The sequence below is a fragment of the Alcanivorax sp. UBA3183 genome, assembly GCF_002364155.1.
Classification (GTDB): Bacteria; Pseudomonadota; Gammaproteobacteria; order Pseudomonadales; family Alcanivoracaceae; genus Alcanivorax; species Alcanivorax jadensis.
This window is the reverse complement of sequence record NZ_DEXN01000039.1, coordinates 97,537-119,940: the sequence shown is the minus strand read 5'-3', so window position 1 is coordinate 119,940 and position 22,404 is coordinate 97,537. Positions and strand designations below refer to the sequence as shown.

15 protein-coding genes are annotated in these 22,404 nt (G+C 59.7%); 5 read left to right on the top strand and 10 right to left on the bottom strand.

Translation table 11 applies throughout. The annotated features are described in order from the left end of the window. Positions 1-276: 276 nt before the first annotated feature. From B3Q33_RS12445 to fadI, 6 genes are all read right to left on the bottom strand, one after another. Positions 277-1,506, bottom strand: a complete 1,230-nt coding sequence (locus tag B3Q33_RS12445; RefSeq protein ID WP_272963419.1) for an alpha/beta hydrolase family protein — start codon at positions 1,504-1,506, stop codon at positions 277-279. Between the two features lie 70 nt (positions 1,507-1,576). After that, positions 1,577-2,467: an alpha/beta hydrolase gene (locus B3Q33_RS12440; RefSeq protein WP_272963418.1), complete on the bottom strand. Its 891-nt coding sequence runs from the start codon at positions 2,465-2,467 to the stop codon at positions 1,577-1,579. 90 nt (positions 2,468-2,557) lie between these two features. After that, entirely contained in the window at positions 2,558-3,760 is a 1,203-nt protein-coding gene (locus tag B3Q33_RS12435) for a CaiB/BaiF CoA transferase family protein (RefSeq protein ID WP_272963417.1), read from the bottom strand. 121 nt (positions 3,761-3,881) lie between these two features. After that, positions 3,882-6,185: an acyl-CoA dehydrogenase gene (locus B3Q33_RS12430; RefSeq protein ID WP_286827840.1), complete on the bottom strand. Its 2,304-nt coding sequence runs from the start codon at positions 6,183-6,185 to the stop codon at positions 3,882-3,884. A 79-nt stretch (positions 6,186-6,264) separates the two neighbouring features. Then, the gene (gene fadJ, locus B3Q33_RS12425) at positions 6,265-8,424 is read right to left on the bottom strand and encodes a fatty acid oxidation complex subunit alpha FadJ (protein WP_272963415.1); all 2,160 of its coding nucleotides are present in this window, start codon (positions 8,422-8,424) and stop codon (positions 6,265-6,267) included. Positions 8,425-8,446: 22 nt separating this feature from the next. After that, positions 8,447-9,751: an acetyl-CoA C-acyltransferase FadI gene (fadI, locus tag B3Q33_RS12420; RefSeq protein WP_272963414.1), complete on the bottom strand. Its 1,305-nt coding sequence runs from the start codon at positions 9,749-9,751 to the stop codon at positions 8,447-8,449. A 174-nt stretch (positions 9,752-9,925) separates the two neighbouring features. On the opposite strand from fadI, the gene B3Q33_RS12415 reads away from it, so the two are divergent. After that, entirely contained in the window at positions 9,926-10,531 is a 606-nt protein-coding gene (locus tag B3Q33_RS12415) for a TetR/AcrR family transcriptional regulator (protein WP_272963413.1), read from the top strand. 96 nt (positions 10,532-10,627) lie between these two features. Then, on the top strand, positions 10,628-11,560 hold the full coding sequence (locus B3Q33_RS12410) for an alpha/beta fold hydrolase (protein WP_273010316.1): 933 nt from the start codon (positions 10,628-10,630) through the stop codon (positions 11,558-11,560). 135 nt (positions 11,561-11,695) lie between these two features. Here B3Q33_RS12410 and B3Q33_RS12405 read toward each other — a convergent pair whose 3' ends face one another. From B3Q33_RS12405 to efp, 3 genes are all read right to left on the bottom strand, one after another. Further along, positions 11,696-13,399 (bottom strand): BCCT family transporter, encoded by a 1,704-nt coding sequence (locus B3Q33_RS12405; protein WP_272963412.1) that lies wholly within the window; start codon positions 13,397-13,399, stop codon positions 11,696-11,698. Between the two features lie 294 nt (positions 13,400-13,693). Continuing rightward, a complete protein-coding gene (gene epmA / locus B3Q33_RS12400; protein WP_272963411.1) occupies positions 13,694-14,629 on the bottom strand; it encodes an EF-P lysine aminoacylase EpmA in 936 nt (311 codons plus the stop codon). Positions 14,630-14,631: 2 nt separating this feature from the next. Continuing rightward, complete coding sequence (gene efp, locus B3Q33_RS12395; RefSeq protein WP_272963410.1) at positions 14,632-15,201, bottom strand: elongation factor P; 570 nt, start codon at positions 15,199-15,201, stop codon at positions 14,632-14,634. A gap of 291 nt (positions 15,202-15,492) precedes the next feature. Here efp and epmB point away from each other — a divergent pair, with 291 nt between their 5' ends. From epmB to B3Q33_RS12380, 3 genes are all read left to right on the top strand, one after another. Then, complete coding sequence (gene epmB, locus B3Q33_RS12390) at positions 15,493-16,521, top strand: EF-P beta-lysylation protein EpmB (protein WP_272963409.1); 1,029 nt, start codon at positions 15,493-15,495, stop codon at positions 16,519-16,521. A gap of 223 nt (positions 16,522-16,744) precedes the next feature. Further along, positions 16,745-18,511: a hypothetical protein gene (locus B3Q33_RS12385; RefSeq protein ID WP_272963408.1), complete on the top strand. Its 1,767-nt coding sequence runs from the start codon at positions 16,745-16,747 to the stop codon at positions 18,509-18,511. A gap of 222 nt (positions 18,512-18,733) precedes the next feature. Further along, positions 18,734-20,821 carry an EAL domain-containing response regulator gene (locus B3Q33_RS12380; RefSeq protein ID WP_232222083.1) on the top strand — a complete coding sequence of 696 codons (2,088 nt, stop codon included), beginning with the start codon at positions 18,734-18,736 and terminating at the stop codon, positions 20,819-20,821. A gap of 158 nt (positions 20,822-20,979) precedes the next feature. On the opposite strand, the gene serB is transcribed toward B3Q33_RS12380, so the two are convergent. After that, entirely contained in the window at positions 20,980-22,215 is a 1,236-nt protein-coding gene (gene serB / locus B3Q33_RS12375) for a phosphoserine phosphatase SerB (protein WP_272963407.1), read from the bottom strand. Between the last annotated feature and the right edge of the window lie 189 nt (positions 22,216-22,404).

Sequence of the window (22,404 nt, the reverse complement as noted above, 5' to 3'; positions counted from 1 at the left end):
ACGAGCTACGCTCGTTGGATAGGAAAAGGGTGGAAAGTTCCTCGGACCTCGGTATCTCTACGAAGCCGCTGTAGGAACGGAGCGCAGCGGAGTAACGCACGTAGTTCCGTGCGGCCCGAAGGGTGAGCGAAGCGAATAACCTATGCTTGCAGGGCGATCAGGAATCTCCGCGCTCGACAGGTCTATCCAAATTCACCGCCCCTATATCTCCCAAACCCCATTCGCATGTCGCAGATCCCCTCGGGGGCAAGCATGGCTCCAACGGGGAAGGTGGCTTCAGCCTCTCGCCGCCGTTGCTTTCTCTTCCAGCGCTGCCTTCATGAAATCGCGCATGGCTTTCAGATACAGCCCCTGATCCAGATGCAGCAGATGATTGCCCGGGAACCAGTGCAGATCGCAATTACCCCAGTGCTGGTGCAGCAGATGACTATGCTTGGGTGGCGCAAAGCGGTCGCCGGCACCGCCGATGATCATGCGCCCGGCCTGGGGTACCTTGCAGGGCCAGGTGAGGGGCGAATGCAGGGCGGTGACTTCCCGTAGACCCTGCAGGTCGGTGCCGTAGACCTTCTTCAGCAAGCCCACTTGCAGGTTGATCGGGAACCAGCTCTGCATCAGATCGATGATGCTGACCAGCGGCACATTGGGAATGGCGAAGGCCAGGTCATCTTCCAGGGCGGCCAGTAACCCGGTGGTATAACCGCCCAAGGAAATGCCAGTGGCGCCCATGGCCGGCGTGCCCTGTTCGCGTAAATAGTCCATGAACAGACGCAGGTCATGGATGGCGTGAGCAAAGGTTTCGTTGAGCAGCGCCATGCCCTGGCTGAAAAATTCCGCGCCACTGAAGGGGGCGAAACGGCCTTTGCGTCGCCCGTGGAATGGCAGGGTATAAAGCAGCACATCAAAGCCCTGCTTGTAGAACCAGGGTAATGCCAACCAGCGGGTGTTGAGCCAGTAAGGGTCGGCGACAAAGCCGTGGATCATGATCAGGGTCGGGCGCGGCTCGCCATGATGACGCCAGTGCTGGGCCCAGGCGGTGCGGTTGCGGTGGTGGCCCAGATAACGGTCACGCAGCGCCGGGTTCTTGGGCTCGAAGGGCGAACGAAAACGCAGGGTATGGGCGTCGCCATCCTCCGGCTGGAAGTGATAGGAGGCTACCGGAATGCGTTCGATGTTTGCAGTCTGAGTGGGCCGGGTAAAGAACGTATTGGGATCCTCCTCCTGGAGGAAGGGCCGATAAAAATCCGCCAGTGCCCGTTCTTCCTTCTGCCGTGTGATATTCAGCGTTGCAGGCAGGGCCGCAGCGCCGGCCATGCTGGCCAGGCCGGTACGCGCCAGGGTGTCGATGCTGGCGGTGTAGTCGATTCGCCAGCGGGTATCATTATCCGCGAGAAAATGATCCGGCAGCGCATGGAAGTTACCCGGCAGAGTCTGCCACCAGGGCTGGGCAAGCCGGGGCAGATCCTCGTCACAATAGTCGTCCGGATGGATGCGGGGCAGTTCTGTCATTACCGTCTCACTGTCACTGTGAACCATTCAGTTAACGCCGCTGCTGCGCTGGCAGCAATGACCAAAACAGTCAGGCGGTGCGGATAAACTCGACCACACTTTTCAGATCCCGATTTGCCTCCGGCAGGAAGGGCACCATGATCGGCCAGACATGGAACAGGCCGGGGCGCTCAATCCATTTCACCCGGACACCGGCCTGTTCTGCTGCCTTGCGGACTTGCTTGCCATCCGGGTAAAGCACTTCGTCGGTGCTGGCGGTAATCAGCAGCGGACAGACACCGCTGTAGTCACCCAGACAGGGCGACGCGTAGGGGTGCTTGCGATCTTCCTGATTGGGTAGATAGACATCAATCACGGTGCGGATAATGTCCGCCGACAGCATGGCGTCGCTGGGGTCCAGCGCGGCCATTACCTTGTCATCCGGGAAGGCATTGCTGGCCGGCGAAAACAGTACTGCGCAGCGTGGCTGGGGCAGGCCCTTGTCACGGATATGCAGCAGGGTGGCCAGGGTCAGGCCGCCGCCGGCGGAGTCGCCGGCAATCACGATATCGCTGGGATTCTTACCCTTGGCCAACAGGTATTCGTAGGCTTCCATCACCCGGTTCACGGCTGCCGGAAAAGGGTGCTCGGGCGCGAATGGATAAAGGGGCAGATAGACTTCGCCATGTAGCTGTTTTGCCAGGCGCCCGGTCAGGTTGTGATAGGTCTTTGTGACCCCGCCAATATAGGCGCCGCCATGCAGATACAGCACCGTGGTGGACGGGTTGCTGACACTCAGGTGGTCACCTTCGAACTGCGGTTCGCGGATCTGGTTGAGTGTCACTTTTCGGGGCAGCAGGGTGAGAACCGGGGTGTCATTGAACACCTTGCGCAGGTGACGGACCAGTTGCTGTTCGTTGAGGCCGTGACGCTTGATCGTACGGCGGGTCACCGCCTTGATGATTTTTGCCTGAATGCTCATGTGTCTTCCGTATTGATTGTTCTTTTATTCACTACTGTATGACTTGCGGCCTGGCAGTAGCAGGGTTGATCGGGTCAGAAAGCGCCGGCTTCAGGCTCGGCGCTTATCCTGGTCCGTAAACAAAGGGTTGTGCTCGCCCAGTGATGGGCTCTCACCATCCCGGGTCTGTGCACCCACAAAACGGATGGGGGAGCGCAACACCGGTCCTTTCTGGCTGTCGGTTACCAGACCTCTTGCCTGAACCTGTTCATTGGCGAGGGCTTCTTCCAGGGTGAGGATGCCGGAGACGCAGGTATCCTTGTGGGCCAGCCGGGCGTCCCATTGATCGCGGGTACGGGTCAGCAGGATCAGTTGGATGGCCCAGCGCACCGGTACCATCAGGCGCCGCAGTTTTTTCGGGTCGGCGGCCAGGCGGGTCAGTGCATCGTTGCCGCTACCGGCGGGCTTGGGTTTGTCGGCGGTTGAGCTGGAAGCGTTGCCGGTTTTTTTCTTTTTCTTCTTCCAAAGAAAGGCTGGCGTAATTTCCTTGAGGAATGCCATGAAGAACTTCGGTTCCAGGGAACCCACCGCCAGGTACTTGCCGTCGCGACAGCGGTAGACGTTGTAGTTGGCCAGGGCGCCGGTGAGCATGTCCTTGCCGCGGGGCTGGCTGCTGCCGTGCTGGTGATGGGTGGCCAGCGCCATGCTCTGCAGGGCCAGGGCGCCATCCAGCATGGCCACGTCTACCCAGCAGCCTTCACCACTCTGCCTTGCCCCCATTACCGCGGCGAGAATGCCGATGGTGCAATTCTGGGCGCCGCCGGCCAGGTCAGCGATCTGCACGTTGGACATGGCCGGGCGCTTGCCGGCCAGGCCGGTCTGGTCCAGCACGCCGGCATACCCCAGATAGTTCAGATCATGGCCCGGGCGATCCGCATAAGGGCCGGTCTGGCCATAGCCAGTGAGGGAGGCATAGACCAGTCTCGGGTTAATGGCCTTGAGGGTGTCGTAGCCACAGCCCAGCTTGTCCATGACGCCGGGGCGGAACGATTCCAGTACCACATCGGCGGTTTCCACCAATTGTTTGAAGCGTGCAACGTCTTCTGCCTGGCGCAGGTCCAGGGTCAGGGACTGTTTGCCCCGGTTAACGATATCGAACAGCTCCGGGGACAGTTCACGGGCATAGTCGCCGCCATCCGGTTCCTCAATCTTGATCACGTCGGCGCCAAGTTGTGCCAGAGAGAGGGAACAGAAAGGGCCGGGTAACAGACGGGACAGGTCAAGGACCTTCAGGCCGTCGAGCAATGGATTCATGGGGGGATCCTGTCGCAGAGGCAGAGTATCAATTCCTTTGCACTGCGATATCACAGAACAAAGGAATGGAAACTGAAAAAAGAAAACCGAACGCCCGGAGGGGCGTTCGGTGTCAGGGGAGTTATTCGCCGACCGCCTTGGCCAGCTCATACTCCGGCGGCTGTTCCACACCACCGTCACCGGTGGCGCTCATGGCAGGAATACCGCCGGCGCCGTAGTACTCGTCCTTGGTGAACACGTCCACCTCGATGGCCAGCATGCAGGCTGCGGTAGCCTCATTCAGCAGCGCCAGTTCCGCATCGCTGATCACACCTTGCTGGGCAGCCTCGGCGGCAATTTCATCCACCTTGCCACGGCCCAGTTTGCGGGCTTTCTGGGCAGCGCGGATCTTGGCACGAACCGGCTCGGCTTCGGTGGTCAGGCGGAATGCCTTGAGCAGACGGCCCAGACCCTGATCGCTTTCTTCCGGCATGTAGTTGCCGCCCACCAGGCGCTTGTACTGCTCGCCGTAGCTTTGCAGTGTCAGCGCGGCTTTGTGGGTCAGCTGGTCATCGGGCAGTTTGGCCAGCGGGTTCAGACCCAGCCAGATACGGCCCACGGTTTTCAGGATCACACCCACCGGGCCGCCGAAGTTTTCATAGATGCCTTCGAAGGCTTTCTGGATCTGGGTGAGGCCGTATTCACCGGCGTACTGTACCAGCGCCAGGTCTTCCGCCTTGCGGCCTTCTGCTTCAAAACGACGCAGGGCAGAGGTGGTGATGTACAACCAGGCAACCGCATCCGCATAGCGACCGGTCAGGTTGCCGCGGGCTTTCAGTTTGCCGCCCACGAAGAACATGGCCAGGTTGGTAAGCAGACCAAAGCGGGTGGCCGCCCAGCCCAGACGACGGTAGATGCTCTTGGTCTTCGGCTCCACATCCGGCACCTTAACGGTGAACCAGCCACGGGTAACGCCGCGTACCAGGGTCATCACCATGCCGAGCAGGAACTGCACCATCCAGCCGGTGAGGTTTTTGCGGAAGCTAGTCACGTCCTCGTTTTCCACCGCCTGTACTACCTTGTAGGCGTAGGGGTGGCAGCGGGTGGCACCTTGACCAAAGATCATCAGGGTACGGGTCATGATGTTGGCGCCTTCCACGGTGACACTCACCGGGGCAGAGTTGTACAGGCGGCCCATGGTGTTGTTGGGGCCCTGCATAACGCCGTAACCGGCAGTCACGTCCATGGCATCGGTGCCGATCTCGCGGCCCATTTCGGTGGAGTAGGCTTTCATCACCGCGGACATTACCGGCGGCTGAATGCCGTGGTCCACGGCGGAGCAGCCGAATACGCGGGCAGCGTCGAAGGCGTAGGTCATGCCGGCGGCCTTGCCGATCTTGTGCTCCACGCCTTCCATGCGACCAATGGGAATGCCGAACTGCTGGCGCACCATGGAGTAGGCGCCGGAAATCATGGCGCCGTGGCGCACACCGCAGATGCCGGTAGCAGGCAGCGATACCATACGGCCGCCGGCCAGGGCTTCCATCAACATCTTCCAGCCCATGCCGGTGTATTCCACGCCACCGAGAACCTTGTCGGCGGCGATGATCACATCACGGCCAACAATGGGGCCATTGGGGAAGTGTTCACCGATGGGCTGGTGATGGTCGCCAATGTGCAGGCCTTCGGTACCCGGGGTGCCTTTCTCGATCAGTACCACGGTGATGCCCGGCTCTTCACCTTTGCCCAGCAGATTCTCCGGATCGTGCAGGCGCACTGCCAGGGAAATCAGATTGGAGACCGGTGCCAGGGTGATGTAGCGCTTGCGGAAGTTGAGTTTGAACTTCACTTCGCCATCGTCGTCCTTGAACACCACGCCTTCCGCCTTGATGGAGGCAGCGTCGGAGCCGGCGGTGGGTTCGGTAAGGCCGAAGCAGGGAATAAATTCACCCTTGGCCAGTTTGGGCAGGTAGTAGTTCTTCTGCTCGTCGGTGCCGTAGTGGCCCAACAGTTCAGCGGCGCCCAGGGAGTTGGGGATCACCACCATGGCGCTGAGCAGGCCGGAATAGGAGCTGACCTTGGCCATGATGCAGGACTTGGCCTGGGTGGACATGGGCATGCCACCGTATTCCTTGGCGATCTGCATGGCGAAGAAGCCATTGTCTGCCATGAACTTGAACACATCGTCCGGCAGCTTGCGGGTGCGCGACAGCTTGTAGGCGTCGGCCATTTTCAGCAGCTCTTCTACCGGGCCGTCCAGGAACGCCTGTTCGTGGGCGGGGAGCTGGTCATAGTTTTCGGCGAGGATGTTTTCAAAGTCCACCTTGCCGCCGAAGAATTGACCATCAATCCACACATCGCCAGCTTCCAGCGCTTGCCGTTCGGTGTCGGAGATCTGCGGGAGAATCTTGTTGTCCCGCATCCAGTTCATCACTTGTTGAAACATGCTGTGGTTCCTTTGAGGTTGTTAGGCCCTGCGGGGCAGGGCGAACGTTTACAGGCGCTAGTAAACAGGCGCCGGACGCTTACTCGTAAAAGCGTTGTTTCTTTTTGGCCATCTCTACCAATAACGGAGCGGGTGTGAAGCGCTCGCCAAACTGTTCGGCCAGCCGCTCCAGGGTACGCACCGAATTGGTGAGGCCCAGGCTGTCCATGTAACGGAACGGGCCGCCGCGGAAGGGCGGAAAGCCCAGACCGAAGATGGCGCCGATATCACCGTGCATGGGGTCGCTGATAATACCGTCCTGCAAACAGTAGGCGGCTTCGTTGATCATCAGCCAGGCACAACGGCTGACGATTTCCTCGTCATCCGCATCTTTCTCGCTGGTGACATTCATCAGCTCATAGAGAGCGGTATTCACCGGCTTTTCGCCCTTGGCCACGCCTTCATAGATATAAAAGCCGCGGCCACTCTTGCGGCCCAGATAATCGTTTTCGATCATCAGGCCGGCGGCATCCGGTGACGCCATGCGGTCACCAAAGGCCTTTTCCAGTACCGGCCCCACCTTGGTGCCAACATCCACACCCACTTCGTCGAGCAGGGTGATGGGACCCACCGGGAAGCCGAAGCGCACCAGCGCCTTGTCCACAGCTTTCACATCCACCCCTTCGGTGAGCAGGCGGGTCGCTTCGTTCAGGTAGGGCGCGAGGATGCGGGTGGTGTAGAAGCCGGGGCCATCCTTCACCACGATCACGGTCTTGCCCTGGGCCTTGCCGAAGGCCACACAGCCGGCGGTCACTTCCGGGGCGGTCTTGTCCGTGGTGATGATTTCCAGCAGCGGCATCTTTTCCACCGGGGAAAAGTAATGCAGGCCGATCACGTTTTCCGGGCGCTCGGCGGCACTGGCGATGTCGGTGATGGGAATGGAAGAGGTGTTGGAGGCAAACACGGTGTGCTTGTTGCCGTTGGCTTCCACGTCCTTGAGCATCTTGTGCTTAAGACCCAGGTCTTCGAACACCGCTTCCACCACCAGGTCGAGCCCCTTGAAGCCGCTGTAATCAGCGGTGTAGGAAATGCGACCCTGTTCGGCGCTGGCATCGGCGGCGCTCATGGCCCCCTTTTTCGCGCGCTTGTTGTAGAACTCGCTGACGTATTTCACGCCATGGGCCAGGCCGTTATCGTCCCGGTCCTTGAGGCGCACCGGCAGCTTGGCCTTGTTGATGGTGGTCAGCGCGATGCCGGCCCCCATCAGGCCGGCGCCGAGGACACCGACTTTTTCGATGTTCCGGGCTTTCACGCCGTCAGCCACAAAGGTTTCTTTCTTCAGGGTATTGGTGGCGTGGAAAATGCCGCGCAACTGTTTCGACTGGGGCGACATGGCCAGCTCGCCGAACAGACGGGCTTCGGTGGCGTAACCCTGTTCGATACCTTCCTCGAAGCCGGCTTCCACCGCATCAATGATGGCCGGCGGTGCCGGGTACAGACCGTGGGTCTTTTTCGCGGTCTGCTTGCGCGCCTGATCGAAGACCACCTTGCGGCCCAGGCTGTTCTGCTCCAGCGCTGCCTTGGTGAGGCCGTCCTTACTGAAGTAGCTGGCAAGATTGACGCTGCTTTCTTCCCTGGCGTCGGCCAGCTCCAGAGCGCGGGCCACGGCACGGTCGTAGACGGCCACGCCTTCCACCACTTCATCCACCAGACCGATTTTCTTCGCCGGTTTGGCTTTCAACTGGCGGCCAGTGAGCATCAGGTCCAGGGCGGTGGCGATACCGACCTGGCGAGGCAGGCGCTGGGTACCGCCGCCGGCAGGCAGCAGGCCCAGCATCACTTCCGGCAGACCCAGCACGGTGTCGCTGCTGCTGGCGGCGATGCGGTAGGAGCAGGCCAGTGCCAGTTCCATGCCGCCGCCCAGGCAGGCGCCCTTGATGGCGGCAACCACCGGGATATCCAGGTCTTCCAGTTTCTGGAAAGTCTGTTGGCACTGGGTGGACAGATCGCTGACTTCTTTCGCGGTCTTTGCGCTTTCAAACAGCTTGATATCGGCGCCGGCCATGAATGAGCCTGCTTTGGTGGAGTACAGCACCAGCGCTTTGGGTTTGGCTTTCTCGATGGCAGCAAAGGCGCTGTTGAAGTCGTCGGCAAACTCCGCTTTCAGGGTGTTCTGGGCATCATTGGGGACATTGATTTCCAGTACTGCCACACCGTTATCCAGCGGTTTGAGAGTAAAAGCACGTTGCGTTTTGCTCATGGGGATCTCCTTGTTCCGCTGCTTATTCCGCTTCCAGCACCATGGCGGCACCGATACCGCCGGCGGCGCAGGCGGTGGTCAGGGCCAGGCCGCCACCGCGACGCTGCAGTTCATACAGTGCCTGGCTGATGACGCGGGCGCCGGTGGCACCGAAGGGGTGGCCGTAGGCGATGGAGCCGCCGTTCACGTTGAGAATGCTGCGATCTACCTCGCCCAGAGCGGCGAGGCCGGTCTGGCTGCGCACATAGTCGTCATCGGCCAGGCCTTTCAGGTTACAGGCCACCTGACCGGCGAAGGCCTCGTGCATGTCCACCAGGGTCAGGTCGTTCAGGGTGAGGCCGGCGCGGGCCATGGCCATGGGGGCGGCCAGCACCGGGCCCATCAGCAAATCATCCTGCGGGCTGCGGGCAGCAAAGGCGTAGGAGCGGATATAGCCCAGCGGCTGGTAACCCAGCGCCTTGGCTTTTTTCTCGCTCATCATCAGCAGGGCGCCAGCACCATCGGTGAGCGGGCTGCTGTTGGCGGCGGTGACGCTACCGGACACCTTGTCGAACACGGGCTTCAACTTGCTGTAGCCGGCGCGCTCGGAATTCTTGCGCACCAGATTGTCGTCCTTCAGCGGGGTGGCCTTGGGAGGCAGGAAGGCGGTCATCACCTGCTTGTCCAGACGGCCTTCGGCCCAGGCGCGGGCGGCGTTGCTGTGGGACGCATGGGCCAGGTCGTCCTGCTCCTGGCGGCTGATGCCCCATTTCTTCACCATCTTCTCGGTGCTTTCGCCCATGGTCTCGCCCACCGAGTATTCGGTGATGGACGGCGCCTGGGGCAGCAAATCTTTCGCCTTCAGCTGGCTGAGCAGTTTGATGCGGTCGGTCATGCTCTTGGCGAAGCTCACATCGCGCAGCACGGCGCTCAGCTCCGAGGACAGGGGTACCCGGGCAGAGCTGGTGGAGTCGGTACCACCTGCGATGGCGATATCGCTGTAACCGGCGACGATATTGTCCGCCACGCTGGCGGCGGTCTGGAAGCTGGTGGCGCAAGCACGGGTGATGGAGTGGGCGTCTACCGTGTTCATGCCCAGTGCCAGAGCAATCTCCCGGGCGATAAAGGGCGCTTCCGGGATCATCACCGTCATGCCGAACACCAGTTGTTCGATGTCGCGCTGGTCCAGGTTGTTGCGGGCCATCAGTTCTTTTACGGCCATGGCGCCCAGCTCGATGGCGTTCATGTCTTTGTAGTGGGTGGCGATACGGGCGAACGGGGTACGCAGACCATCCACCACGGCCACGCGGCCACTACGGCCAGCCAGCTTCATTTTGCGAACAGGCATTCCAGACTCCTTGCAGGGGTTGCCGGTCACGGTGTAATTTTGATTACACGAAATGTGACATTGAATGGTGACAAAGTGTGTCGAGACTAGAAGCCTCTTGGCAGGGAGTCAATGTCGCAATGAGCTCTGTCCGACAGAGGTGTAATAAGAATTACAGTGCAAGGAAATGAGCGTGTGAGAAACGGTACGGCAGTACTTCCCGAATCCCGCCAGGACCCGGCGGTGCGCCAGCGCATCGAATGGGCGGCGGTGCAGGTGTTTGCGGACTCGGAATTCCATCAGGTCACGCTGCAGCAAATTGCCAAAGCGGCTCAGTGCAGCCTGCAGACCCTGTATCGCTACTACGGCAGCAAAGAAGCGCTGCTCAGCGCCTGTCTGCATCACGGCCTGGAGCAGTTGGCGGAGCGCATGCTGGATCACCTGGCCGGCATCGATACGTTCCGCGACCGGCTCAGCAAGGTGTTCTGGGTGGTGCTGGACTTCTTCGATCGCAACCCGCAGATGGGGCGGATGATGATCAACTCGGTGTATCCGGGCCGCTGGGGCAGCGATACCACGCCGGGGCAGCAGCGGCTTACCGAGCTGTTCCTGAGCGTGCTGGGTGAAGGGCAGGAGCAGGGTATCCTCAATGGTCAGGTGGCCACCCCGATCCTGCTGGATTTCTTCTACGGCGTACTGCTGCGCATTTCCCAGATGCATCTGCTGCGCGGCCGTCCCGGGCGCATGGCGGATCAGCACGGGGTGCTGTTCGATATGTTGTGGCGAGCGATTACGGTATAGCTCGATGTGAACTGGTCGGCCCATCGGGCCAATCGCGGCGTCGGAGCTTGTGGTTTGCCCGGGGCTTTTCTATGTTGATCAGCTCGCAGTAGAACAATGAAGGGATCACATATGCAGTCAGGCACGGTGAGCAGTAACGGTATCGAGCTTTTTTATGAGAGTCGTGGCCCGGAAAACGGGGAGCCCATTGTCTTTGTCATGGGGTTGTCCGCGCAGATGGTGTTCTGGCCGGAACCGTTGCTGGATACACTGGTGGATCGTGGCTACCGGGTGATCCGCTTCGACAACCGGGATGTGGGTAAATCCACCCGCATTCGCAAACCGTTCAAGCAGGGGCCGCTGGTCGCCTTGCTGCGTTATACCCTGGGCTTGTCCGTGGACAGCGCCTATACCCTGCACGACATGGTGGCCGACACCGTTGGCCTGCTGGATGCCCTTAACATAGAGCGTGCCCATTTTGTTGGCGCCTCCATGGGCGGCATGATCAGCCAGTTGCTGGCTGCCACCCATCCGGATCGAGTGTTGTCGCTCTCCTCAATCATGTCCAGCAACAACAGTCCCTACCTGCCATTGCCGAAACCGGCGGCCCTCAAGACCCTGGTGGCCCCGAGAGTGAAGGTGGAAACCGAAGACCAGTTCGTGGCTTTCGGTCTGGAAATGATGAGCAAGCTGGCCGGCACCCTGCCCCAGGGCCGCGACGAACTGGAGGCCATGTACCGGGAGTGCTGGGCCCGCGGCATCAACCCGCGTGGCATCCGCAACCAGTTCCTGGCCGTCCTGGCCACCGGTACCCTCACCAAACACCTAAAACAGATCCGCTGCCCGACCACCGTGGTCCACGGCGGTGCCGACCCGTTGATCCGCCCCGCCGGCGGCAAGGCCTCTGCCCGCCACATTCGCGGCGCCAAGCTGGTCATCATTCCAGGCATGGGCCACGACTTCCCGCCGTCGGCGATTGACCGGATTGGCGATCTGATTGCCGAGACGGTGGCACGGGCCAATTCGGTGGCTCAGCCGGCAATGGCGTAAGGGCGGAGAATAGTTAACAGTGAATAATCAATAGCTCGCGGAAGCGGGGTGTTGATCAGGAAAGAAAAAGGCCGCTTCCATGATTTGGGTGCGGCCTTTTTTGTGTTTGCAGGTTGGGAATGTCCTCGCCAGCGTTCAGCCGGGTTGATCGCCCGCTGCAGCATCTTTCGACTGCACTGTATCGGCTTCTTCCGGTTCAGAGGGTAGCGTCTCCGGCGCGGTGGGATGGGTTTCTTCCGCCGCCAATCGTTCCGCTTCCCGTTCAGATTCTCGCAGTAGCAGCCGTTCAATCCGTTCATTCAGGAGCTTGTCTCTCTCTTCGCGGCGGCGCGATTCCAGGGCCAGGTCTTTATAAAGAGAATACGCCATCAAGACCATCAGCAGCATAAACGGAAACGCGGCAACAATGGAGACGGTGCGAAGACCAAGTAGGCCGCCACTAAGTAGTAACGCTGACGCCATCAGTAGCTGCAGCAGGCCCCACAGGATGCGTACAAAGCGGGTAGGGTTAAGGATGCCTTTGGAGGTAAACATGCCCAGCACGAAGGTGGCGGAGTCTGCCGACGTGACCACAAACATGGCCACCAGAATGATGGCGCCAATTGCCGCATAGAATCCACCCGGCAGTTGCTCCAGCAGTACGTAAAGCCCGGCCGGCACTTCCTGTGCAACTGCGTCAGCGATACCGGCATTCCCGAACAATTCGTAGTGGATAGCGGATCCGCCAAAGGTGGAGAACCAGAGCATGCTCAAAATCACTGGCACGATCATGACACCAAGGACAAACTCGCGAATTGATCGGCCCCGGGAAATACGGGCGATAAAGCTGCCCACGAAGGGCGCCCAACTGAGGCCCCAGGCCCAGTAAAAGATGGTCCACTGCTGCACCCAGTGTTCACTGGAATAAGGGGTGGTTACCAGGCTCATTTGTACAATGTTACCCAGGTATTCACCTACGGTTTGAGTGAATTCGCTGAAGATGAACGGGGTGGGTCCGAGTATCAGAACAAACAGTAAGAGCCCCGCTGCCAGCGCCATGTTGGCACTGCTGAGATAGCGGATTCCCCACTTCAGGGGCGTCATGGCAGAGAGAATAAACAACACGCCGAGCCCGGCCATGATCAGTAGTTGCGGCGTTGCCCCGTAGGGTACGCCGGAGAGCCTGGCTAGCCCGCTATTGATTTGCAGCGCACCCAGACCGAGTGTGGTGGCCACACCAAAAAGCGTAGAGACGACCGCCAGAGTGTCGATTGCCTTGCCCCAGCCGTGATCTACTCTGTCACCGAGCAGGGGCCTAAAGGTTTCACTGATCAGTCCGTGGCTGTTGTGACGGAAGCGCACATAGGCAATAGCCAGCCCGACCACCGTAAAATTGGCCCATTGATGCAGGCCCCAGTGGAAAAAAGCATAGCGCATACCCGTCTGTGCAGCTTCTGCAGTTCGTGGTGTGCCGATCCCGAGGGGGGGCGAGTTGAAATGCATCATGGGCTCCGCTACGCCCCAGAACACCAGGCCTACGCCCATCCCTCCGGAAAAGATCATGGCCAGCCAGCTTTTGAAACTGAACTCCGGCGGCTCGTCATCCGGGCCGAGACGAATACTGCCGAAACGAGAGAAGGCCAGCCCCAGAGCGAACAGAACAAAGCCGCTGGTTGCCATCAAGTATAACCAGCCAAAATTATTGGCTGTTGCATCAAGGATTTTCTGGGCTTGTCTCTGCACCGCTTCGGGGTCGACCATGGCTGCTGCCAGAAAACCGGCAATTAACAGCAGCGATAGATAGAAGACGGTGCCGACATCGCCCAGTAGCTGGTTTTTCCACCATCTTAGCCTGTCCATAGTGTTCCTTGTGCGGTCAGTGTCTGTTTTTCTGGCTTTGCTATGACATGGATCACCAGGGAAGAATTGGTGTGTGCCTCCACCCCGCCATGGTCAGAAATATAGATTTGATTATCTGCAGCGTGAACGCGCTCAGAGTCATATACAAGTGGCAGCAGACCATACGCAAAGCTGAGTTTGGGGCGTTGCGATAGATCATGTTTTTAATATACGAGCTGCTGGAGAATCAGGATTTCAGGGAGTTCTTTCCCTGTAACGAGTAGAGGTGGGAGCGGTTGACGTCTCCCGGGAAAATCAGGCCCTGTTGAAGGGAAACATTATTGCCTGGTCGATATTGTTGAGACGCTGCCCGGCCATGAGAAGGCGCTCAACCCCTATGGCGACGCCACTGCATTCGGGGAGAGATGATGCCATTGCTGCCAGTAGATAGGCGTCTTCCTCCATGGTGTTCATATCCTGTTCTCGCCGCAGTGCATTGTCTTTCTCAAACCGCTGCTGCTGTTCGGTAGCGTCGGTGAGTTCCTGATAGCCATTGGCCAGCTCCAGCCCCCGGTAATAGATTTCGAAGCGGCGCGCGACGATGGCGCCGTCCCTGTCCTCGCCGGTTTGCGCCAGGGCGGCGGCCCAGCCTGGGAAGTCGGTGACCACGGACAGTTGCTCAGCGGGCAGTGCGGCTTCTACCTGGGTGGCCATCAGGTAGTCCACGGCGGCGGTTTTGTTCAGGCCTTTCGGGGCGCCGCAGGATTCGGCGTGGGCGATCAGTGGCGGGTCCTCGGCGGTGAGCGGTTCCAGACCGGTGACGTCGTGGAACAGATCGCGGAAACGGTAGGTTTGTGATCGCACATCGGTGAACAGATCGGCGAACAGGGTCAGGCATTCCTGAATCAGATCATTCAGTTCGAAGCCGGGGCGGTACCATTCCAGCATGGTGAATTCGGGGTTGTGGCGGCCGCCGGCTTCGCCATGGCGGTAGGCTTTGCAGATTTGGTAGATGGGCCCGCTACCCGCTGCCAGCAGGCGCTTCATGTGGTATTCCGGTGAGCTTTGCAGGTAGCCGTAACCGGGTACCGGGATGCACTGGATATGTGGGTCGCTGACGCCGTAGCGGGCCAGCTGTGGGGTGTCCACTTCCAGTACGTTGCGGGCGGCAAAAAAAGCGCGCACCGTGCTCAGCAGCTCGGCGCGCGCTTTGATGGCCTCCAGCGAGGCAGTGGGTTGCCAGTCGCTCACAACTAGCTCTTGATACGACCCACGTAATCGCCGGTGCGGGTGTCCACCTTGACGATCTCGCCTTCCTGAACGAACAGCGGCACACGCACAACCGCGCCGGTGGTCAGGGTGGCGGGCTTGCCGCCGGTGCCGGCGGTGTCGCCTTTCAGGCCCGGGTCGGTTTCCACGATCTGCAGTTCCACGAAGTTCGGCGGGCTGACAGACAGGGGTTCACCGTTGTAGAGGGTGACCTCGCAGATGTCTTCTTCTTTCAGCCACTTTTTGGCGTCGCCCACGGCGGCTTCATCGGCTTGTTTCTGTTCGAAGCTGGTCTGGTCCATGAAGTGCCAGAATTCACCATCGCTGAAGATGTACTGCATGGACACGTCCATCACGTCGGCGCCTTCCAGGGAGTCGCCGGACTTGAAGGTGCGGTCCCAGACCTTGCCGCTGCGCAGGTTGCGCAGGCGGACACGGCTGAACGCCTGGCCCTTGCCGGGCTTGACGAATTCGTTCTCGATGATGGCGCAAGGGTCGCCATCGAGCATCACTTTCAAGCCGGACTTGAATTCACTGGTAGAATAGTTGGCCATAAATGTTGTTCCAAAGGTTGATGTATGGCGTCGCAGAGGGTGCGGGGTCTGCTAATGTTTCATTTGCGTCTCTGTTGTGCCTGCAAGCGCACCAATCTAGGCACAAGGAGAGATGTTTGGTTTTATTCAAATGAACGACTTGTAACAACGAGTGGTGCGCTTGCAGGCACAACCCGAAGGGCTGGGCCCCTTTTTCCGCCCAGCTGCGTTGTCAGTCGCTTACATATGAAAGACTATGCCGCACTCCTTCCGCCTTGCCGGACGAAAAAATGAACTCCAGCAGAGACGAAAATGAAACATCAGCAGACCCCCATCATAACGCAGGAAAGGGACGGTTGGGAGTTGCCGGGCTGGCAGCGCCAGCAGGCGGACCTGATTACCGACCCGGCAGAGCTGCTCAGCCTGTTGGGGCTGGGTGCTGAATCCCTGCCTGAAAGCCTTGCAGCGGCGAAGGATTTCCCCCTGCGCGTGCCCCGTGGCTATGTACGTTTGATGGAGCCGGGTAATCCGCATGACCCGCTGTTGCGCCAGGTGCTCAGTGTGCCGGCGGAGCTTCGGGAAGAGGACGGTTACAGCAGTGATCCGCTGGAGGAAGCCTCCCACACGCCGGTGCCCGGGCTGTTGCACAAGTATCATGGTCGCGCACTGCTGGTGGTTACCGGTGCCTGCGCGGTGCATTGTCGTTACTGTTTTCGCCGGCATTTTCCCTACCAGAGTCACCTGAGCGGCAAGCGCTGGGATCAGGCCCTGGAATGGCTGGCATCGCGCCGGGACATTGGCGAGGTGATTCTCAGCGGTGGCGATCCGCTGACGCTGAACAATCGCCGCCTGCAGAAACTGCTGACGGCGCTGGCGGAGATTCCCCATCTGCGCCGGCTACGCATTCATAGCCGCACGCCGGTGGTTATCCCCGAGCGGATGGATGAGCCGCTGCTGGCGCTGCTGTCGGATTCGCGCTGGCAGACTGCTCTGGTGCTGCACGCCAATCACTCCCGGGAAATCAGCGATGAGCTGGTGAGTCGCTGCCAGCAGTGGCGACGGGAAGGGATCACCCTGCTGAATCAGAGTGTGTTGCTGGCCGGGGTGAACGATTCTGTTGATACGCTGGAAGCACTGTCGGATCGCCTCCATGTGGCAGGGGTGATGCCCTATTACCTGCACCAGCTGGATGCGGTGCAAGGGGCGGCGCACTTTGCGGTGCCGGATTCGGTGGCGATGCAATTGCATAAGGAGTTGCGCAGCCGCTTGCCGGGTTTTCTGGTGCCCAGGCTGTCCCGGGAAGAGCCGGGGGAGCCGGCAAAGACCGTATTGGCGGGCTAGGGCATCCGCTGGTCGGCGCGAACACAATATTTACAGGTGTGTAACGGTATCGTAAAGTCGTGTGACGAAGGACACATAGAAAACAAGAGCTACTACTTAATAACTAGAGGGCTCCTTTAACAATTTCTTGCATATTTTTGGCCTTACGGAGTCGCTGCCAAGCTTCCCGGAGAAATTGTTCAGGGTTCCCCATCTGGGTGCCACCGAGATAAGGATTATCTTCATGGAGCAACCAGCCCAAACGGTGCGCTTGAAACTGCCCGAGCAGGATTTGCCGCACCTGACACTTGGCGCTGATCAGCCAAAGAAGCTGCAACAATGGGTTGACGCTCTCCCGGTTATGAACATGGGAGAAACTGCCCGTCAGCTTTATCAGTTCATTCAGGAGCTGAACCGGCTGCACATCGACTCCAAGCAGCGCTTCCAGTTGCTGGAAGTGGTGCGTCCTTCCATTCTGCATGTCAGCGATTCCCTGCAGAAACATTACCTGAACCAGTCCCTGGTATTGCCGGACAAGGCGCGTCGCGTGGCCAGCCTGGCCCAGGCCCTGCAGGGGCACCTGGCCAGTGGTTACAAACTGGTGGCCGTGAGAGGCATGCGCAAGCTCAAGGACAAGGCGGTCCGGCGCGCAGTGACCACATCGATTCATCGTGCCATCAGTGCTCTTGGCGATACGCTGTTGCGTTGTTACCAGTTGTACTTCCCCAGCCCTCGCCATCTCTGGCTGGAGCTGCATCAGCTTTATCTGCTGGCGGAACTGCACGGCATCGCGGCTTCGCCGGTGGACGACGAGAAGGGCAATTCCAGTATCCAGTCTGCCTATGCCCGTTGTCTGTTACTGGCGACCGCCAAGCCTAACCAATTGCGCCAGCAGGAGCTGGCAGCCCTGTTCAAGGCCGCGTTCAGCTGGGGGGATCTGATCGAGATTAAGACCGCCAGTGATGATGAAGATCTGTTTGTATTCGATCTGCAGGCAGACCGCCCGCCGATTTATCGCACCCACGCCTCCCAGGCCACGGATAGCTGGCGTTATATTGATTCCACCCGGTTGGTGCAGGCCATCAGTGCCTGGAAAGCGGAGCCGGAGAACAGCGATCTGCTCGTGCCCAAGGGACTCGATGACAGCATGATGAGCCATCTGCAGCAGGTGTGGGGCGCGCTCACCGAGCGGGCCTTCAAGCGCATGGCGGAAAGCGGCGAGATCGAATTGTGCTTTGGGCTGGTGGGCGTACATTATTTTCTGTCCGGCAAGGTGCCGTTTGAAACCTTGATCGAACGCGGCAGCCTGTCGGTGATGGGGGACGGGGAAGAGAACAATCCCTTCCTGCGTAATATCAAAGTGAACACCCGGCAAAAGCAGCAAAAGGAAGACCCCTGGGCCACGGCCTATCAGTCCGAATTTCCCAATGAAACCATTGATATCGGCAAACCGGACACCTCGCTTCGCAGCGAGGCTTCACTGCCGGAGAGCTATCATTGCCAGAAGGTCAATGCCAGCCCCGGTGGCTATTGCCTGTCCTGGCAAGGCAATACGCCAAGCCTGATGCGCACCGGCGAGTTGTTGGCCCTGCGTGATCACCCGGATAGTCAGTGGATGCTGGCGGTGGTGCGTTGGGTCACCCAGTTACCCAATCACGGTGCCCGTTTCGGGGTGGAGTTGCTGGCTCCGGGAGGCCGGCCGGTGGCGGCTCGTGCTCTGCGCAAGCAGGGGGAGGACAGTGATTTCATGCGGGCTATCCTGCTGCCGGAATTGACCGGCGTTGGTCAGCCGGCCACTCTGTTGCTACCCACTGTGGGTTTCAATGAGGGGGTCAAAGTGGAGCTGGTTGAGGCCGGCGAGCCCCGACGCGTACAGTTGCTTCGCCGAACCCAGGGGGCATCCGGATTCAGCCAGTATCCGTTCCGGGATATGGCGACCCCTGCTGCTCCCGTCAGACCGGTGAGCGATGATGATGAAGGTGATCTGGATTCGATCTGGTCCAGTCTTTAATCATTCAAGGGCGCGCTGATGCGCGTCTGACCCGTTTGCTATGTTCACAGCGAGGATGCTGTGTGATGGTCTTTTGCCATTGGCCGGGTTGCTTTTCATAAACAGAAAACCCGGAATCTGTCGCGATCTTTCCCTGGAAAGGTCGGTCGGTTCTATCTTTTTCTGCTGGAAAGTTGCCAAGACAGGGTTGTCAGGCACAATGGTGGGCCGTACGAAAACAGTATGAGTCGTCACCCCATGAGCTATGCCCTGGATAATCTCCGTTTACTGATCGCCCACGATTCACAGGATGAGGCTGAGCAGCTGATGAATATGCTGCGCAATGCCGGCCGGGCGACCCGGGCGCAACTCGCGCTAGGCGAAGATGACTTGCTGCGTGCCCTCAAGGGCGGTGCCTGGGAGCTGATGCTGTGCCGGCCGACCTTTGGCGATGGCAGTTTCGAATCGGCCATGGCTCACCTCAAGCGTCTGGGCAAGGCGGTGCCGGTGATTCTGCTGGAAAACACCTTTTCTGCCGAGACGGTAAAAGCCGCATTGCTGCAAGGTGCCAGTGGCGTGGTCCCCAATGACGACCGGGACATGCTTACTCTGATGGTGGACCGGGTGGTGGAAAATCTGCGCCTGCGCAAGGAACTCCAGCATTCCGAGATTGTTCGCCACGATGCGGAAAAACGCCTGGCGCTGTTGATGGATCAGAGCCGTGATGCCATCGCTTATGTACTCGATGGCATGCATATTCACGCCAACGACAATTATGTGGAGCTGTTCGGCTATGAAAGTGCGGATGATCTGGCTGGCGTGCCGATCATGGACATGGTGTCGGCGGCCGACCACGACAAGCTCAAGCAGCTGCTGCGTAGCCGCGCCCAGGATGAAAGCCAGACCCAGGAACTGGAGTGCAAGGGCGTTCACACCGAGGGTAATGAATTCGATGCGTCCTTTACCTTCTCGTCCAGCACCTACGACGGCGAAGCCTGTACCCAGATCGTGATCCGCGCCGGCGGGGTCGATGAGAACGAAATGCAGGAACGGCTCCATGAGATGAGCCAGAAAGACCAGGTCACCGGCCTGTTCGCCCGCAAATGGTTTATGGATCAGCTTGATGATGCGGTGGCCGAAGCGGCCAGAGAAGGGCAGTTGGCTACCGTGCTGTACCTGCGTCTGGATGATTTCGAGCAACATCAGTCCTCCCTGGGGATTGATGGCGCCGATGAAATTTTGCGGGCGGTGGCCGACTGGCTTGGTGGCCAGGTTGGTGATGCCAAGCTGGCCCGGGTGGATGGCGAGGATTTTGCCGTGCTGTTGCCGGTGGCTGACACCGATGAGGCGGAAGAGTTGGCCGAGCGTCTGCGGGCGGGTATTGAAGGGCTGATGCCGGAAGTGTCGGCCAAGACCATCCACGTGACCGCCAGTGTGGGCGTGGCCTTTGTCCGTGAGGATGCCCGCAGCGGTCAGGGCACCCTGACCACGGCCCTGAAATGCTGTAACCAGGCCCAACGGGAAAACAGTGGCAAAGGCAACAGCATCAAGGTGCACGACCCCATGGACGAGGTGGCCGCAGGGTCTTCCGAGGCCATCGTCATGCTGCTGCGTCAGGCGCTGGAGCAGGGTAGTTTCAATCTGCGCTACCAGCCGTTGATGAATCTGGAAGACGACAGCGAGCATGTTTTCGAGGTGTTTGTGAACCTGCCCCAGAAACAGGGCGAAGCCATGGAGGCCGGCGAGTTCATTCCGGTGGCTGCTGAACAGGGTCTGGTGGGCAAGATCGATCGCTGGGTGGTGCTCAATGCCATGCGCGCGGCAGCGACCATGAACGAACCGGTAAAGCTGGTGTTCAATATCAACGGCGGTTCTCTGGCGGATGCCTCCCTGGCGGATTGGCTGCTCAAGGCCATGCGTGCTGCCAAGATGGACGGCTCCCGCCTGACCTTCCAGCTCACCGAAGGCGATGCTACCACTTACCTGAAGCAGGCCGGCGTGTTTGCCGAGAAGATGAAGAGCGCCGGCTGCGGCATCTCCATCAGCCGCTTCGGCGGTGGCCTGGATCCGTTCAAACTGTTCCAGCACATTCCCGCCACCATGGTGAAATTCGAAGGCTCCTTCACCCAGGACGTGGCCAAGGCCGAAGGCCGCCAGCGGCTCACCGAGATCGTCAAACAGGTGAAAGAAGGCAACCGCAAGACAGTGGTGGGTTTCGTGGAATCCGCCGCCCAGATGCAGGCCCTGTGGAGTCTCGGCGGGATCGATTACCTGCAAGGCTTCTACCTGCAAGCGCCGATGGATACGTTGCAGATCCCGGAGTCGGCGTAATTAATTGACAGTTGATAATGGATAATTGATAACGCGCATGCGGCGCTAAAATTATTCCTGAACGCAAGAGGCCGCGACCAATTCATGGGCGCGGCCTCTTGTCGTTTGATAACCAGCTAAGCTTTGTCCGCGAGTTATCAATTCTCAACTATCAATTTTCAATTGCTCTTAAGCAGCTCCGCCTGATCCTTATCCCTTACCCCGATCAAATAAAGAATCCCGTCCAGGCCCAGAGTGGAGATGGCCTGTTCGGCGTTCTGTTTTACCAGGGGTTTGGCGCGGAATGCGATGCCCAGGCCGGCTTCGCCGAGCATGGGCAGGTCGTTGGCGCCGTCGCCCACGGCGATGACCTGCTCCAGGCTGATGCCTTCCTGGGTAGCGATCTGCTTGAGCAGATCGGCCTTGCGCTGGCCGTTGACGATCTGGCCGACCACCCGGCCGGTGACCTGGCCGTTCTCGATTTCCAGCTCATTGGCATACACATAGTCGATGCCCAGCAGCTGTTGCAGCCACTGGCCAAACCAGGTGAAACCGCCGGATAGAATCGCGGTGCGATAGCCCAGGGCGCGCAGAGTGCTGATCAGCCGTTGCGCCCCTTCGGTGAGCTGGATGCGTTCGCGCACCCGCTCCAGGGCCCCTTCATCCAGCCCCTTGAGCAGGGCCACCCGGGCCCGGAAACTTTCATTGAAATCCAGCTCGCCGCGCATGGCTTGTTCGGTAATGTCCGCCACCTGCTCGCCCACCCCGGCTTCCATGGCCAGCTCGTCGATCACCTCCGAGCGGATCAGGGTGGAATCCATATCGAACACCACCAGGCGCCGGTTACGGCGGAAGGCGCTGTCGCGCTGGAAGGCGATGTCCAGATTGCGTTCGTTGGCTATGCTGAGGAAGGCGGCGCGCATGGCTTCGCCATCTTTCGGCTCACCGCGCACGGAAATCTCGATGCAGGCGCGACTGTCCTCGTTGAGAGCTTCCCCTTCCAGATGCACCCGACCGGACAGGCGGGCGATGCTGTCGATGTTCAGGCCGTTGTCTGCCACCGTGGCGGTCACGTCAGAGAGTTGCTCGGCAGTAATCTTGCGCGCCAGCAAGGTGATGATGTGGCGGTCCTTGCCCTGGCCGGATACCCATTCTTCGTAGCGGTCTTCGTCGATGGGGCGGAAGCGCACATTGATATTCAGCTTGTGGGCCTCGAACAACAGATCCTTGAGCACCGCGGAGGACTCCGCGTCCGGCGGAGTTTCCACCAGGATGCCCAGCGACAAGGTGTCGTGGATTACGGCCTGGCCGATATCCAGGATATTGAGCCGGTAACGGGCCAGAATCCGGGTGAAAGCGGCGGTCAGACCGGGACGGTCACTGCCGGATACCTGAATCAGAATGATCTCGCGCACGCATGGGCTCCCGGGGGCAAGTCAGACAAGCGGAAGGCGGAAGCAGTGGCTCCCGCGAAAACCGCGTAAGGGTAGCAGAAATGGTACCGCAAGCGGCAGTGCCTTGGGGATTAGCGATGTTTTACATCGCCAATAGCCTGTAGGGGCATCATCGCTGCTAAGGTGCGCCGATTCGGTCAACGCCATCTC